Source organism: Paraburkholderia caffeinitolerans (assembly GCF_902859945.1).
In the GTDB taxonomy this organism is placed as follows: Bacteria; Pseudomonadota; Gammaproteobacteria; order Burkholderiales; family Burkholderiaceae; genus Paraburkholderia; species Paraburkholderia caffeinitolerans.
On record NZ_CADIKL010000017.1, the window covers coordinates 45,411 to 60,737 of the forward strand.

Sequence of the window (15,327 nt, forward strand, 5' to 3'; positions counted from 1 at the left end):
TCAATCGCAATGGCGCGCCGCCTTCAATGCGCTGCCCATTGAATGGTTTCGAGGTCCACGCCGTCCAGGTGCATGTCCCACAGCGGGCTCAACGCACGAAGTTTCGCCACGGTTTCGGTCACCTGCCGAATCACTTCGTCCACTTCGGCCTCGGTCGTGAAGCGGCCCAGGGTAAAGCGGATCGAGCTATGCGCGAGCTCGTCGCTGCGCCCGAGCGCGCGCAGCACGTACGACGGCTCCAGCGACGCTGAAGTGCACGCCGACCCCGACGATACCGCTACGCCCTTGATCCCCATGATCAAGGACTCGCCCTCCACGAAGTTGAAGCTGACGTTCAGGTTGTGGGGAATGCGCTGCTTGAGGTGGCCGTTGACATAGACCTCGTCCAGCTTCGTCAGCCCGGCCAGCAGCCGGTCGCGTAGCGCGCCCACTCGCGCGCTTTCCATTTCCATCTCTTCCTTCGCAAGCCTGAACGCCTCGCCCATGCCGACGATCTGATGCGTGGGCAGCGTGCCGGAGCGCATGCCGCGTTCGTGGCCGCCGCCATGCATCTGCGCCTCGATACGCACGCGCGGCTTGCGGCGCACATACAGCGCGCCGATGCCCTTCGGGCCATAGAGCTTGTGCGCCGTGACCGTGAGCAGATCGACGCCGAGCGCGTTCACGTCGATGGCGATCTTGCCCGCCGCCTGCACTGCATCGCAGTGGAAAACAATGCCTTTGGCACGGCACATCGCGCCGATTTCCGCAATCGGCTGAATGACGCCGGTTTCGTTGTTCACCATCATGACCGACACGAGAATGGTGTCGTCGCGCAGCACCGCGCGCAGCGTATCGAGGTCGAGTAGACCGTCCGCGCCCACGTCCAGGTACGTGACTTCAAATCCCTGCCGCTCCAGTTCGCGGCACGTGTCCAGCACCGCCTTGTGCTCGGTTTTCACCGTGACTAGATGGCGGCCACGGCCCTTGTAGAAGTTCGCCGCGCCCTTGATCGCGAGATTGTTGCCTTCCGTGGCGCCCGAGGTCCAGATGATCTCGCGCGAATCGGCATGCAGCAGATCGGCGACCTGCTGGCGCGCGGTTTCCACGGCGGCTTCGGCGGTCCAGCCATAGCTGTGGCTGCGCGATGCGGGATTGCCGAAATCCTCGTGCAGGAAGGGCACCATCTTCTCGACCACGCGCCGATCGACCGGGGTGGTCGCGCTGTAGTCCATGTAGATCGGGCGTGAATCGGTCCTGGATTCCATCAATCGTGCTCCTGATGCGGTGTGTTTGCTACGGCCACGCGAGCGCGAACTCGCGGGACGAAGTGTAGCGCGGCCCCTTTCCCGAAACCCCCAACATCCATCCCGTCAGTATGGTTATCTTTCAAACAAAGCTTTCTATTAGTGGTAAACCATAGCTTGAACCGCTCTTCTGTTTTGACTTTAATAATAGCTATGTAACAAAGCTAACTTAACTCGCATTGTGGCCGTGGGGAACGGATGCGCAAGGCGACAAAGCAAGGAGAGCGAGATGGGCAGCACTACGGGCAGCACAACAGCACAGCCCGACGGCAACGTCGACGTTCAGCGGCAGTTCCGGTCGGCGTTGTCGATGTTCGCCACGGGTGTGGCGGTCATCACCGCGCCGCGCCAGGAAGGGCATCCGATTGGCATCACGGTGGCTTCGTTCAATGCGGTGTCGCTGGATCCGCCATTGATTCTGTTCTCGGTCGACCGACGCAGCCTGAGCCTCGCCGATCTGTGCGGCGCGTCCGGCTACGCCGTCAATGTGCTCGACGAGACCCAGCAGGACATGTCGAACCGTTTCGCCAAGGCAAATGGCGACAAATGGAGCTGGCGCGACAGCGAGGCCAGCGAGCGCGACGCCGCCGTGCTCCTGCCCGACGCGCTCGCGACCTTCGAATGCGAACCCTATGCGCAATACGACGGCGGCGATCACGTGATTTTCGTGGGCCGCGTCACGCGCCACCAGGCGCGCGCCCACGGCCGCCCCCTGATTTTCTTTGGCGGACGTTACCGCTCCCTCGACGTTGTTCAAACCGCATCGGCGTAATACCGCATACGAATTCACTCTGGAGAAGATCGTGATCAAGAACGGAACTCAACATATTGCATCGCTGCGCGACGGGCGCGAGGTATTCCTCAATGGCAAGCCGGTGGGCGATGTGACATCGCACCCTGCGTTTCGCAATTCCATTCGCAGCTACGCGAATCTCTACGATTACCAGGCGCGCCCGGAAAACGTCGAGAAGATGACGTTCGCGTCCCCCGACTCCGGCCGCCGCGTGAGCCGGATCTGGGAACTGCCGACCTCGTATGAGCAACTGGTCGAGCGCCGCGCCGCCCTCGAAGCCTGGACGGAACAGCATTTCGGCTTCATGGGTCGCTCGCCGGACCACGTTGCGTCCTGCATTGCCGGCATGTACATGGGCATCGACGTCTTCGAGCAAGCCGATCCGGCGCGTGCCGGCGCGCTGCGCGACTACTACAAATATGCGCGCGACAACGATCTGTTCCTGACCTATGTGATCGTCAATCCGCAGGCGAACCAGGCCAAGTCGGCGCACGAGCAGCAGGACAAGTATCTGGCCGTGGGCATCGTGGACCAGGACGCGGAAGGCATCACCGTGCGCGGCGCAAAGATGCTGGCAACGAGCGGCATCATGGCGAACGAAGTGTTCTGCAGCTGCATCCAGCCGCTGCGCGAAGGCGACGAGATGTACGCGCTGTCGTTCGTGGTGCCAATGAACGCGAAGGGCATGAAGGTCATGTCGCGCAAGTCGTACGAGGAAAACGCGACGTCGGTGTTCGACAACCCGCTCTCGAGCCGCTACGACGAAAACGACGCGGTGCTGTACTTCGACGACGTCAAGGTGCCGTGGGAACGCATTTTCGTCGCCGGCGACGTCTCGTTGTGCGCGAAGCAGTTTCACGCCACGCCGGCGCACGTCTATCAAAACTACCAGTGCCAGGTCCGCCTGATGACGAAGCTGCGCTTCCTGGTTGGGCTCGGTCTCAAGATCTCGGAAGTGAACGGCACCAACAGCTTCCCGCAGGTACGCGAGGCGCTCGGGCAGCTTTCGGCGGAAGCGTCGATGGTCGAGGCCTATGTGTACGGCATGGAAGCGAAGGGCACCATGGTCAACGGCTACTACGTGCCCGACCGCAACATGCTGTACAGCTCGCAGGTGCTCACGCAGCAGTTGTACTCGAAGATTCTCAACACGCTGCGCGAACTCGCGGGCGGCGGGATGATCATGCTGCCTTCGAGCATTCAGGACTTCGAAAATCCCGAACTGCTGCGCATCATCGAAAAGACCCAGAAGTCGCCGGTATGCAGTTCCGAAGAACGCGTCAAGTTCTTCAAGCTCGCATGGGACGCAGTGGGATCGGAATTCGCCTCGCGCCACAACCAGTACGAGTTGTTCTATGCCGGCGCATCGTTCGTGACCAAGGGTCACGCCTATCGCACCTATGACTGGCGCAAGGCCACGGGCCTCGTCGACAACCTGCTGTCGAGCTATTCGCTCGAACAGGAACTGGCGAGAACGCCGCGCGCCGCTTGAGCGCGGGTCGACGCAATTCACATTCCATCAAGGAGAGACACATGGCAATCAATAAACTCCATGACGAGTTTCATGGGCTGGACATGGCAAACGGTTGGCGCCTTCCCGAAGGCTACGATCCCGAATCCGGCGCGCAGGAATTGATTCTTTCCGGCGAACTCGACACGGTCAACAAGCGCGGCAGCCGCACGCGCCTGCTGCGCCTGCCCGCAGGGCTCTTTACGAAGAAGCCGTTCGTGCACGACTACTGGGAAGAGGTTTTCCTCGTCGAGGGCGACCTGACCGTCGGCAACGACGAGCGCGGCGAGGGCGGCAAGCCCTTCAAGGGCTACACCTATGCAGTGCGCCCGCCCGGCGCATGGCACGGCCCGTTCAAGTCGAACGACGGCTGCGTGCTGCTGGAAATCCACTACTACGATCCGGCCTGATCATGTTGCCAACGCTCGACACATTGCGAGCCCGGCTCGCGGATCGTCAGACCGATGCGGCGGAAGTGGTCGCCTCGTGCGTGGCGCGAATCGAGGATAGCGCCGGCGAAGGGCGGCGCGTGTTTCCGCATGGCGCGAGTCCCTCGGCGATGGTGCAGGCCGAAGCCAGCGATGCGATGCGCCGCTTCGGCGTGGCCGGGCCGCTCGCGGGCATTCCGGTTTCGGTCAAGGACCTGTTCGACATTCAGGGCGAAGTCACGCGGGCCGGCAGCCGGGCGCTATCCGGCGCGCCGGCTGCCCGCGACGCCGTGGCGATTGGCCGGCTGCGCGCGGCGGGGGCGGTGCTGGTCGGCAGAACCAATATGACCGAGTTCGCCTATTCGGGGCTCGGCATCAACCCGCACTTCGGCACGCCGGCGAATCCGTTCGACCGGGCGGCGGGGCGTATTCCAGGCGGCTCGTCGTCGGGCGCGGCCGTGTCGGTCACGGATGGCATGGCCGCTGCGGGGATCGGTTCGGACACCGGAGGATCGTGCCGGATTCCCGCCGCCCTGTGTGGCGTGGCGGGTTTCAAGCCAACTGCCGCACGCATCCCGCTGCAAGGCGCGGTGCCGCTCTCGACGAGCTACGACTCGGTGGGCTCGATGGCGCCGAGCGTCGCGTGTTGCGCCGCGCTCGATTCGATCATGGCGGGGGAACTGGCGCTCCAGCCCTATGAAGCGCAAGCGCTCGCTGGACTGCGCTTTGCCGTGCCTTCGGCCATCGTGATGGAGGGTCTCGATGCGCACGTCGCGGCCGCGTTCGAACGGGCGATTGCACGGCTGAGCGCGGCCGGCGCATTCGTCAAGCAAGTGGCGTTCGACAGCTGGCAGCGTCTTGGCGCGCTTGGCGAGCACGGCGGCCTGGTGGCCATGGAGGCCTGGTCGTGGCACGTCGGGCTGATCAAGGAGCATGCGGGCGAGTATGACCCGCGTGTGTTGTCGCGCATCCGCCTCGGCAGCCAGAACAGCATCGCGGAGTATCTGCGCATGAAGGCATTGCGCTCGGAACTCTGCCTGCGCGCCGACAACGAACTCCAGCCCTACGACGCCGTGGTTTGCCCCACGGTTCCCATCGTCGCGCCGCGCATCGCCGATCTCGCGGAGGAGTCCGAGTACACCGCGACGAACCGCCTGCTGCTCCGCAACCCCGCCATCGCCAACATGCTCGACCTGTGCGCCGTTTCGATCCCTTGCCACGCGCCGGGAGACGCGCCGGTTGGACTCATGCTGATGGGCCGGCACATGAGCGACCGGCGCTTGCTCTCGATCGGCATGGGCGTCGAGAACGTCGTGCGCCAAACCCATTAAAGGAAGGAGGATATTGTGAAGGTCATCAAGTTCAGGATCGAAGAGGGCGCCGGCCGATACACCGAGCGCGCGATCACCATCAACAACCTGGTCATCGCCGGCTGGACCGGGCGCGACACGGTCGCCATGGAAAAGCACATTCGCGAACTCGAAGAACTCGGTGTGAAGCGTCCCGCTTACACGCCGGTGTTCTATCGCGTGGCGGCGGACCGCATCGGCGCGGCGCCGTCCATTCAGGTCACGGGCGAGGAAAGTAGCGGCGAGGCCGAGTTCGTGCTGGTGAAGGCCGGCGGCGAAACCTTCGTTGGCATTGCCTCCGATCACACCGATCGTCAGGTGGAAACCTATGGGATCACGGTCTCCAAGCAGATGTGCGAGAAGCCCTGCTCGGACACGCTGTGGCGCCTGAGCGAAGTGGCCGGCCACTGGGATGATCTGCTGCTGCGCTCGTACGCGACGATCGACGGCGAGCGCGTGCTGTATCAGGAAGGCAAGGTCACGGCGATGCGCAGTCCGCAAGATTTGCTCGCGCAGTTCGCGAGCCGGGGCGGTCAGTTCGAAGACGGCACCGCGATGCTGTGCGGCACGCTGGCGGCGATTGGCGGCATCCGCGCCGCGCAGGCGTTCGAGGTCGTGCTTGAAGACCCCGTGCTCGGGCGCACGCTGCGGCATGCGTATGAGGTCGAGACGCTGCCTGTGGTGGGCTGACGTATGGGCTGACGGGGCTGACGCGTTCGAACGCGGAACCGGACATGCGATTAGACTTCGTTGCGCGCCAAGCGTACGCTGGGCAGCCTGCTGGCTGCATCGGCGTCACGCTTTACCCACAGGGAGTCCATCTCATGAAACCCCGCATCACCGTCATTACGCTAGGCGTCGACGATCTTGAAGCTTCATTGCGCTTTTACCGCGATGGGTTGGGGTTTCCCACCGAAGGCATCGTAGGCAAGGAATTCGAGCACGGGGCCGTGGTGTTCATCGACCTGCAACCCGGCCTTCGCCTGGCGCTATGGCCACGCGCGAGCCTGGCGCACGACACGGGGCTGGCGGTGGGGCCAGCCAGCCCTACCGAGCTCAGCCTGGGTCACAACGTTGCTTCGAAAGCCGAGGTGGATGCCGCCATGACACAAGCGGCTTCGGCGGGCGCGCGCATTGTAAAACCCGCGCACGACACATTTTGGGGCGGCTACGCAGGCTATTTCCAGGACCCCGATGGGCATCTCTGGGAAGTCGCCTGGAATCCGCAGTGGCTGGAATCCACTCCCTGAGGCGGCGCTTGCCTCGTTCAGCACCACACGACGCGATCGTACGCGACGGTGCGCCGGTAGATGTTCTTCCCGAGCCAGCTCGAATATTCCATGTAGGCGCAGTCGAGCACTACGATCCAGTTGGTCACGTTCATTTTGTTCCCCCATCAAACCATCGTTGTTTGAATGCAAGACTAGTCTACGGCTGCAATTCGTGGGACGAATTCATGAGCAAAGAGAGGTAAACCGCTCAGTTCTCGCATTTGCGTTGCGTGCTAGCAACTCTTCCGTCCAGCACGTCGCTTGCTGGTCTCCTGCCCAATGACACCGCAACTCCGGTGCCTGGGCGTTAACCTATTCGATCTTTCCGCTTCGATCTTTTAGCACCCACCGCCATGACCGAACCCTCGCCAAACCCCACCGCGCCCACGCCGCTCGACCGTCTCATGGAGCAAGTCCTTGCCTTCCGCGACGCGCGCGACTGGCAGCAATTTCACACGCTGCGCAACCTGATCGTGTCGACGAGCATCGAGGCCGGCGAGCTACTCGAAACGATCCAGTGGAAGGACGACGCGCAGATCGCCGCGCTGGTGGCCGACCCGCGTGACCGCGCGCACCTGGAGCAGGAATGCGCCGATGTATTCATCTATCTGCTGCTGGTGGCGCATACGGCGGGCTTCGATCTGGTGAAGGCGGCGGCGGACAAGGTGAGGCTGAATGAGACCCGCTATCCGGCCGATAAGGCGAGGGGCAACGCGAGAAAGCACAGCGAGCTTTGACGTCCCCATGGTGCAGGGAGCGCGAAGCGCGGGCTCAGGCCTGCGCGTCCGCCTGCGCTTGCACGCGTGGACGCAATCCGCTGACCGCCGCGGTCAGCCCGTGCCCGTCCGAATTGTTGCGCAGCACCAGTTGGAGATCGTGGCGCTGTGCGATGCGCATCGCGATGGAGAGGCCGAGACCGCTGCCGGTGCCTTGCACATGGCTCGCGCGATAGAAGCGGTCGAGCACGCGGCCCAGATCTTGCTCGGGAATGCCGGGCCCGTTGTCGACGACTTCGAAGCCCAGTTGCTCGCCCGTGCGCGTGAGCACGAGATCGATCTTGCCGCCGCGCGGCGTATAGCGGATCGCGTTGTCGAGCAGATTGTTCAGCAGCGTGTTGAGCCCATGCGGGTCGGCGGCCACGTTGCAGGCATCGCCTTCGGTCACGGGCGCGCGCATTTCGAGCCCGAGGTCGATGTCCTTTTCTTCGGCGAGCAGCGAAAAGTCGCCGATCGCCTGTTCGCCGAGGCGCCGCAGGCTCACCACGGCGACGGGCAGCGCCGGCTGCGCGTCCTCGCGCGCGAGCGTGAGCAATTGCTGCACGAGCCGGATCAGGCGGTTCAGGCGGGTTTCGATGCGCTCGGTCGTGTGCGGCTCGCCGGTGAGCGTGCCGTCGCGCAGCGCCGCCTGCAATTGCAGCTTGAGCGCCGCGAGTGGCGAGCGCAGTTCGTGTGCGGCGTCGGCGATGAAGGTGCGCTGCGCCTGCGAAGCGGTGTTCAGGCGCTGCAGCAGGCCGTTGAGCGCCTCCACCAGCGGGCGCAGCTCGACGGGCGCTGAACCGTCCAGCCGGATCGGCTCCAGCACGTTGTACGAGCGTGCGGACAATAGCGCCGAAAGCGCGCCAACCGGTGCGAGCCCGCGCGCCACGACGAACAGCACGAGCACAATGGCCACCGGCACGAACAGCGCGAGCGGCCAGAGCGTATGCAACGCGAGGTGCAGCGCCAGCGCTTCGCGCACGGAGATCGGCTGGGCGACTTGCACGAAGCGCCCGGCTTGCTGCACGCCGAAAGTGCGCCAGTGCGTTTCCGCCTGTTCGATCGTATGGAATCCTTGCGGACTGCGCGGCAGCAGCGTGTCGTGCGAGGTGTGATAGATCGGCGTGCCGCTGGCGTCCCAGATCTCGATGAGGATGCGGTCGTCGGCGATGCCCTGCAGGTCGGGCGCCGCGTGTGCCGTATGGCCTTCGGTGAGGTTCGACGGCAGCGAGAGCGCGACTGCGCGCAGTTCGTAGTCGAACAGTTCGTTCGCCTCGTCATGCGCGGTGTGGAAGATGCCGAAGCCCGCCACCACCGATCCGGCCGCGAACCCGCAGATCAGCCAGCCCAGCAGCCGGCGGCGGATCGATCTCATTCGCCCCTCTTGAGCCGATACCCCACGCCGCGCACCGTCACGATCTGCTCCGCGCCAATCTTGCGGCGCAAGCTGTGCACATGCACTTCGATCGTGTTGCTGCCCACCTCCTCGCCCCAGCCGTAGAGCCGCTCTTCGAGTTCGGCCTTGGTGAACACGCGCGCGGGCTCCTCGATCAGCACGTGCAGCAGCGCGAACTCGCGCGGCACGAGCGAGACGGGTTCGCCGCCCTGGGTCACCTCGTGCGCGGCCGGGTCGAGCGCGAGGTCGCCATGCTCGTAGACAGGCTGCTTGCGGCCCGTGCGCCGCCGCAGCAGCGCGCGGGCGCGCGCCGCGAGTTCGTCGAGATCGAAGGGCTTGACGAGGTAGTCGTCGGCGCCCGCGTCGAGTCCGCTCACGCGGTCGGTCACGCTGTCGCGCGCGGTGAGGATCAGGATCGGCGCTTCGCCGCCGCGCCGGCGGTAGGCGGCCAGCACGCTCACGCCGTCCTTCTTCGGCAGGCCCAGGTCGAGCAACACGAGGTCGTAGACGTCGTTGGCGAGCGAGAGTTCGGCCTCGCGCCCGTCCTTCGCCCAGTCGACGGCGTAGCCTTCGCGGCGCAGCGCGTCGAGCACGGGCTCGGCAATCATTTCGTCGTCTTCGACGAGCAAGAGACGCATTGTGTTGCTCCAGGTTGCTTCTTCCATCTGCAATTGTCGCTCAGGTGCGCGCATGGCACAGCCCTCCTCGTCTCTTTGTGCTTCAGCCTTCCCCATGGCGCGCCGCCTGGCGCTTGCCGGCGGGTTTGCCGTGCTGGCCCGCGCCCAGCAGCAGGCGCAGCAGCGCCGGCAGCACCAGCAGCACGAGTGGCATTTGCACGATCAAGCCCGAGATGATCGCCACCGCGAGCGGCTGCTGCATCGCGGACCCCTGGCCCAGCGCGAAGGCGAGCGGCAACAGCGCGAGGATCGCGGCAATGGTGGTCATGGCGATCGGGCGCAGGCGGTTGCGGCCGGCGGCCAGCAGCGCCTCGGGCACCGGCACGCCTTCGTCGCGCACGAGGTTCTGGAACTCGGAGACGTAGAAGATGGCCACTTCGGTCACGATGCCGATGATCATCGTCATGCCCATCATCGCGGAGATGTTGAGCTCGATGCCGGTCACCCACAGGCCGATGAAGACCGCGCCGGTCGCGAGCAGCGGCATGGCCATGACCGCGAGTGCCACGCGAAAGCGCTCGTAGAGAAACAGCAGCAGCCCGAACACGAGCGCGACCGCCGCGCCGAACACGGCAACGAGCCCCTTGAAGGCGATCTGCTGCTGCTGGTAGAGGCCGCCCAGCTCGTAGTAGACGCCGGTTGGCAGCAGGTTCGGGTCGGCCAGCGCGTGCTGCACGTCGGCGATGGTGGAGCCGAGGTCGCGCCCGTCGATGCGCGCCGTGACCGCGACCATGCGCTTGAGGTTGTCGCGGCTGATCTCGGGCTGCCCGCTCACTGTCACGCGCGCGGCCACGCGCGAGAGCGCGAACACATGGCCGTCGGGCGCGCGGATCGGCAACTGGCCGAGCGCCGTGTCGGTCATGTGCAGCGCGCCTTGCGCGCGCACGCGCACGCCGATGCTCTTCGGGCCGTCCTGGTACTGCGTGGCCACGTTGCCGTCGAGCAGGTCGCTCACCTGCTGCGCGATGGCTTGCGGGTCCATGCCCTCGGCCGCGGCGGCGTCGGGCCGGATGTGCAGGTCGATGGCGTCGCCGGCGGGGTTGATGCCGTCGTCGATGTCGACCACGCCGGGGATCTTGCCGATGCGCGCGGCCACGCGCTCGGCCGTGCCGTCGAGCACGTTCTGGTCGTCGGAGTAGATCTTGATCTGCACCGGCTGCGGCACGGCCGTGAGGTCGCCGATCAGGTCCTCCATCAGCTGCGCGAGCTCGATGCTCACGCCCGGCACCTGGGTTTCGACCTGCGAGCGGATTTCCTCCATGACCGTTTCGATGGGCTCGCGCTTGCCCGACTTCAGGCGCACGAAGAAGTCGCCCTTGTTCGGCTCGTTGAGGTCGCCGCCGAGGCCCGCGCCGGTGCGCCGCGAGTAGGTGGCCACGTTCGGATTGGCGCGAATGATCGTTTCGACCTGCCGCATGAGGCGGTCGGTCTCGGTGATCGAGGTGCCGGGCCGGGTGTGATAGTCGAGCACGAAGCCGCCTTCGTCCATCGAGGGCATGAAGCCGCTGCCCACGCGCGTGAAGGCGAGCGCGGCCAGCAGCGCGAGCGGCACGATCAGCGCGAGCACCCACACGGGCCGCGCGCTCACGGCCGCGACGAGCCGCGCGTAGTGGCGGTTCAGCCATGCGGCGAAGCGCGTTTCGCTGTGTTCCTCGGCGTCCTGCGCGGTGAGCCAGCGGTCGCACAGAATCGGGATGGCGAGCCACGTCACAAGGAACGAGATGAAGAGGGCGCTGGCCATGGTGACCGAAAGCGCCTTGAAAAACGCGCCCGTCACGCCCGAGAGAAACGCGAGCGGCACGAAGATGATGAGCGTGGCCGCCGAAGAGCCCGCGAGCGGCCGCGTGAATTCGAGCGCCGCGCTCATCACGCGGCCATGGAACGCGTGCGCACCGGCTTCGCGCATGCGCCGCGCGATGTGCTCGATCATCACGATGGCGTCGTCGATCACGAGGCCCACGGCGGCGGCCATGCCGCCGAGCGTCATGATGTTGAAGCCCATGCCGAAAACGTCGAGCAGGAGGATGGTCGCGGCCATCACGACGGGCACGAGCGCCACGGCGATCAGCGTGATCTTCACGTTGCGCAGGAACACGAAGAGCGTGAGCGCGGCCAGCACCACGCCGATCATGATGGCGTCGCGCACGCTCGTGGCCGAAGCGATCACCAGTTCGCTCTGGTCGTACCAGTTCGAAATGTGGACGCCCGGCGGCATCTGCTTGCCGAAGCTCGCGAGGCGCGCGCGAACGGCGGCCGCCATCGCCACGCTGTTCGCGCCGGGCTGCTGGTAGACATTGATGAGCACGGCATCCTTACCGTCAGCCGTTACGCGTATCCACTGCGGCACCGTGCCTTGCGTGACCGTGGCGATGTCGCCGAGCCGGACCTGGTTGGCCTGGTTTTGGCCTGGCGTGGCCACCACCACGTTCTTCAGTGCGTCGATGCCGTTCACGGGCGCGTTCGCCACCACGAGGTAGAGCTTGTCGTGGTCCTCGATGCGCCCCGTCGCCATCAGCACATTGCCCGCGCCGATCGCGCGCGAGACGTCGGCCACGGAGAGTTTGTACGCGGCGAGGCGTGCCGGATCGACGGCCACTTCGAGTTCGTCGCGCGCACCGCCCGCGACATCCACGCGCGCCACGCCTGCCACGGAAGACAGCAGCGGGCGCAGTTGAAATTGCGCGAGATCGTGAAGCTGCGCGAGCGAGAGCCGCGACGAGGTCAGGCTGTACGCGAGCACTGGAAAGACCGTCGGGTCCATGCGGCGCACCTGCATGGTGGTGCCGGAGGGCAGCGTCGCGAGAATCTCGGCGATGGCGGATTGCGCCTGCAGCGTGGCCTGCGCCATGTCGGTGCCCCAGTCGAAGTTCAGCGAGATTTGCGCCGAGCCGCGGCTGGTCGTCGACTCCACGTCGCGCACGCCGGGCACGCGGCGCAGCGCTTCTTCCACGGGCAGGGTGACGAGCGTGGCCATCTGCTCGGCGGGGCGGTCGCCCGCATCGAGCGAGACCACCGCGCGCGGGAACGAGACGTTCGGAAACAGCGAGATCGGCAGGCGCACGGCGGTGAGCGCGCCTGCGATGGCGCCCAGCGCGATCACGAACAGCAGCGAGCGCCGATGGCGCTGCATCCATTGGCCAAAGGTCATCGCGCGCCGCCTTGCTCAGCCTTGGCCGAGCGCACGGCCATGCCTTCCTCGAGTTCGTAGTTGCCGCTCACGACGAGTCCGCGCGCGGCGTCGAGCGCGCCATCCACGCCGTAGCTGCCGCCGTGTTCGACCTTCACGGTCACGGCCACGCGGTGCGCCTTGTTGCCCGGCATCACCTGGTACACGTATTGCCCCTTTGCGTCCTGCAGGACGGCCGCGCGCGGCACCTCCCACCAGGTGCCGGTTTGCGTGTCGATTTCGGCGCGCACGCGCGTGCCGGGCAGGAACGCCGTGCCCGCGAGCGGCACGCTGGCGCCGACGTTGACGAGCTGGCTTTGTGCATCGACTGCCGCGCCGACCATGGCCACCTGGCCTTGCGCCTGCATCGACTGCTGCGGGGCCGAGAGCGGATGGAGCACGACGCGGTCGCCCGCGCGAATCGTCGCCGCGTCGGCGGGCTCGACGCCGAGCGACACATTCGCGGCGTGCGCGCTGGCGGCATTCGCGCCGGCCAGTTGCGCGAGCGCGGCGCCGGCCTGAATCTGATCGCCGGGCGCGGCGCTCAGTTGCGAGACCACGCCGGCCACCGGCGCGGCGAGGGTCTTGGCGCCCGCCGCGACGCCCGCCGCGCTTTGCGCCGCGAGCGCCTGCTGGGCGTCGTCGAGCGCTTTTTGCGCGCTGGCGAGCTGCGATTGCGTGGCGAGGCCGTCGCGGTAGAGCGCCTGAGTACGCGCGAGTTCGCCGCGCGCGAGCGTGGCCGCGCTTTGCGCCTGGGTGAACGCGACCACCGTGCCGGGATCGGCCTGCACGACGAACAGCGGCGCGCCGCGCGCGACCGTCTGGCCCGGCTGCACGAACACGCGCGTGACGCGCGCGATATAGGGCAGGCTCACGGTGACGGTGCTCGCGCCGGATGCGCCCACCACGCCATAGGCCACGACCTGTTGGGAAACGGGCTTGCGCGACACGGGCACCACCTGCACGGCCACGGAGGGCGCGGATTCGGCGGCATTGCCGGTGTCGGCATGAACGGGATGCGCGCACATCAGCGCTGCGCTTGCGGCGAGCAGGGCGTATGCGGTCGCACGCAGGGAAAAGTCGCGTTCTTGCATGGGCATCAACGGTTGGCGGTGGCGTGGGGGGGATTGGTGGCTACGGGCGCATCGGCGCCTGGCGTGGCATGCGCGTCGCCATAGGGATCGGGGATCGCGCTGCCGAGCAGCGCTTGCAGCGCGATGCGCTGCTCGGCGAGCGCATCACGCGCGGAGGCGGCATCGACGCGGCGCGTAAGCGCGGCGCTCCGCGCATCGACATACTGGCCGAGCACGATGTCGTGCGCCGCGTAGGCGTCGTGAGCATGCGCCGCCGCGCGGTCGAGTTCGGGCAGGGCGGCTTCGTCCTGCACGAGCTGCTGAGTGGCGATCGCGCTATCGGCGCGCAGGTGGGCGATATCGGCGTACGCGGCGTTCAGGCGGTTCTGGTATTCGTCGGCGAGATGCTGGCGCGTGGCCTGCTCGATGGCGATGTTGCCGCGGTTGCGGTTGAAGACCGGCAGCGAGAGATTGATGCCGAAGCCGCTCGTGTAGATCTCCGAAGTATCGCGCTGGCGCGTGAAGCCCACCGAGAGGCTCGGGAACTGGTTGAGGATGGCCGCGCGGTACTTCTGCTCCTGCGCTTCGTAGCCCGCTTGCAGGGCGATCAGGTCGGGGCGGCGCTGGGGCAGTGCCGCTATCGCCGCGTCTAGCGTGGCTGCGTCGAGCGGCTCGACCGTCGCGGCTCCCGTGAGCGGCAGATCCATATCGGGTGCGAGGCCGAGCAATGCGTTCAGGTCGTGGCGCGTCTGCTCGCGCGCGTGCTCCATGTCGGCGTACTGCTTGCGCGCGTCTTCCCAGGCCGTGAGCGAGGCGGTGGCGGTGTCGGCGGTCAGGTTGTGCTCGCTCGCGGCGTGCGCGGTGCGCGTGTAGCGCGTGTGCGCCAATGCCTCTTGCTGCGCGAGCAGCGGCAGCACCTCGTCCTGGAAGCACGCCTTCACATAGAGCTGCCGCGCCTGCGTCACCACCTGCCATTCTTGCCAGAGCAGGCCGAAGTCGATCTTGCGCACCGTGGCATCGGCGGATTTCTTGTTCGCGCTGCGTGTGACGATCGCCATCACATCCATGCTCAGGCCGTAACTGAATGCGCGAGAAAGCCCGGCCGCACCCGGGTAATCGCTCGATATCGCGACTTGCGGATCGGGCAGCAGCCCTGCGGAGTACGCCTGCGCTTGCGCGATGCCGAGATCGTCGCGCGCGAGCTTCAAGTCGGGATTGTTCGCGACGGCGAGCATTGCGACCTCGTCGATGTCGAAGCCGTCGGACGGATCGAAGCGATGCGCGGCAAGCTCGGGCAGCGGCATCTTCGAGGAATCGATCTGCACGCGAGCGAGGGCATCATGCGTGAGCAGCGAGTCGCCCGCGGGTAAGGGCTGCGCGTGATAGACGGTGCAGGCCGAGAGCAGCAAGGCCGCCGAAATGGCGCTGCATAGCGTTGTGCGCGGCAACGGCGAATGAGGTGGCAAGCAGGAAGGCGTGCGGGACAACGTGCGTTCCTCGATACAGGGGCGGTGGCGCAGAACTCGCGCCGCCGGATCACGGCTGAAAACACCGCGCGGCAATGCACGCTCGGCGGACTTGCGGCGCATTGTGCAGGGAAAACACTTATGTCACCCTTAAGGT

Annotated in this window: 13 protein-coding genes; 7 read left to right on the forward strand and 6 right to left on the reverse strand. The window is 66.1% G+C overall.

What is annotated here, in order from left to right:
- Positions 1-23 precede the first annotated feature (23 nt).
- Positions 24-1,247, reverse strand: coding sequence for an IscS subfamily cysteine desulfurase (locus HV773_RS18115; protein ID WP_175196180.1), 1,224 nt, complete (start codon positions 1,245-1,247; stop codon positions 24-26).
- A gap of 268 nt (positions 1,248-1,515) precedes the next feature.
- Here HV773_RS18115 and HV773_RS18120 point away from each other — a divergent pair, with 268 nt between their 5' ends.
- From HV773_RS18120 to HV773_RS18150, 7 genes are all read left to right on the forward strand, one after another.
- On the forward strand, positions 1,516-2,058 hold the full coding sequence (locus HV773_RS18120) for a flavin reductase family protein (RefSeq protein WP_175196183.1): 543 nt from the start codon (positions 1,516-1,518) through the stop codon (positions 2,056-2,058).
- A gap of 31 nt (positions 2,059-2,089) precedes the next feature.
- Entirely contained in the window at positions 2,090-3,571 is a 1,482-nt protein-coding gene (locus HV773_RS18125) for a 4-hydroxyphenylacetate 3-hydroxylase family protein (protein ID WP_175196185.1), read from the forward strand.
- A 41-nt stretch (positions 3,572-3,612) separates the two neighbouring features.
- Complete coding sequence (locus HV773_RS18130; protein WP_175196187.1) at positions 3,613-3,999, forward strand: cupin; 387 nt, start codon at positions 3,613-3,615, stop codon at positions 3,997-3,999.
- 2 nt (positions 4,000-4,001) lie between these two features.
- Positions 4,002-5,348: an amidase gene (locus tag HV773_RS18135; RefSeq protein ID WP_175196189.1), complete on the forward strand. Its 1,347-nt coding sequence runs from the start codon at positions 4,002-4,004 to the stop codon at positions 5,346-5,348.
- Positions 5,349-5,363: 15 nt separating this feature from the next.
- Entirely contained in the window at positions 5,364-6,056 is a 693-nt protein-coding gene (locus HV773_RS18140) for a DUF2848 domain-containing protein (protein WP_175196191.1), read from the forward strand.
- A gap of 134 nt (positions 6,057-6,190) precedes the next feature.
- A complete protein-coding gene (locus HV773_RS18145; RefSeq protein WP_175196192.1) occupies positions 6,191-6,616 on the forward strand; it encodes a VOC family protein in 426 nt (141 codons plus the stop codon).
- A gap of 374 nt (positions 6,617-6,990) precedes the next feature.
- Positions 6,991-7,374 carry a nucleotide pyrophosphohydrolase gene (locus HV773_RS18150; protein ID WP_175196193.1) on the forward strand — a complete coding sequence of 128 codons (384 nt, stop codon included), beginning with the start codon at positions 6,991-6,993 and terminating at the stop codon, positions 7,372-7,374.
- A 34-nt stretch (positions 7,375-7,408) separates the two neighbouring features.
- On the opposite strand, the gene HV773_RS18155 is transcribed toward HV773_RS18150, so the two are convergent.
- From HV773_RS18155 to HV773_RS18175, 5 genes are all read right to left on the reverse strand, one after another.
- Entirely contained in the window at positions 7,409-8,767 is a 1,359-nt protein-coding gene (locus HV773_RS18155) for an ATP-binding protein (protein WP_175196194.1), read from the reverse strand.
- Positions 8,764-9,426, reverse strand: coding sequence for a response regulator (locus HV773_RS18160; RefSeq protein ID WP_175196322.1), 663 nt, complete (start codon positions 9,424-9,426; stop codon positions 8,764-8,766). The genes HV773_RS18155 and HV773_RS18160 overlap by 4 nt, the downstream gene beginning before the upstream one ends.
- An 82-nt stretch (positions 9,427-9,508) precedes the next feature.
- Positions 9,509-12,613, reverse strand: a complete 3,105-nt coding sequence (locus tag HV773_RS18165) for an efflux RND transporter permease subunit (protein ID WP_175196195.1) — start codon at positions 12,611-12,613, stop codon at positions 9,509-9,511.
- Positions 12,610-13,725 carry an efflux RND transporter periplasmic adaptor subunit gene (locus HV773_RS18170; protein WP_246282327.1) on the reverse strand — a complete coding sequence of 372 codons (1,116 nt, stop codon included), beginning with the start codon at positions 13,723-13,725 and terminating at the stop codon, positions 12,610-12,612. The genes HV773_RS18165 and HV773_RS18170 overlap by 4 nt, the downstream gene beginning before the upstream one ends.
- Before the next feature lie 5 nt (positions 13,726-13,730).
- Positions 13,731-15,191, reverse strand: a complete 1,461-nt coding sequence (locus HV773_RS18175; RefSeq protein ID WP_246282328.1) for a TolC family protein — start codon at positions 15,189-15,191, stop codon at positions 13,731-13,733.
- Positions 15,192-15,327: the final 136 nt, after the last annotated feature.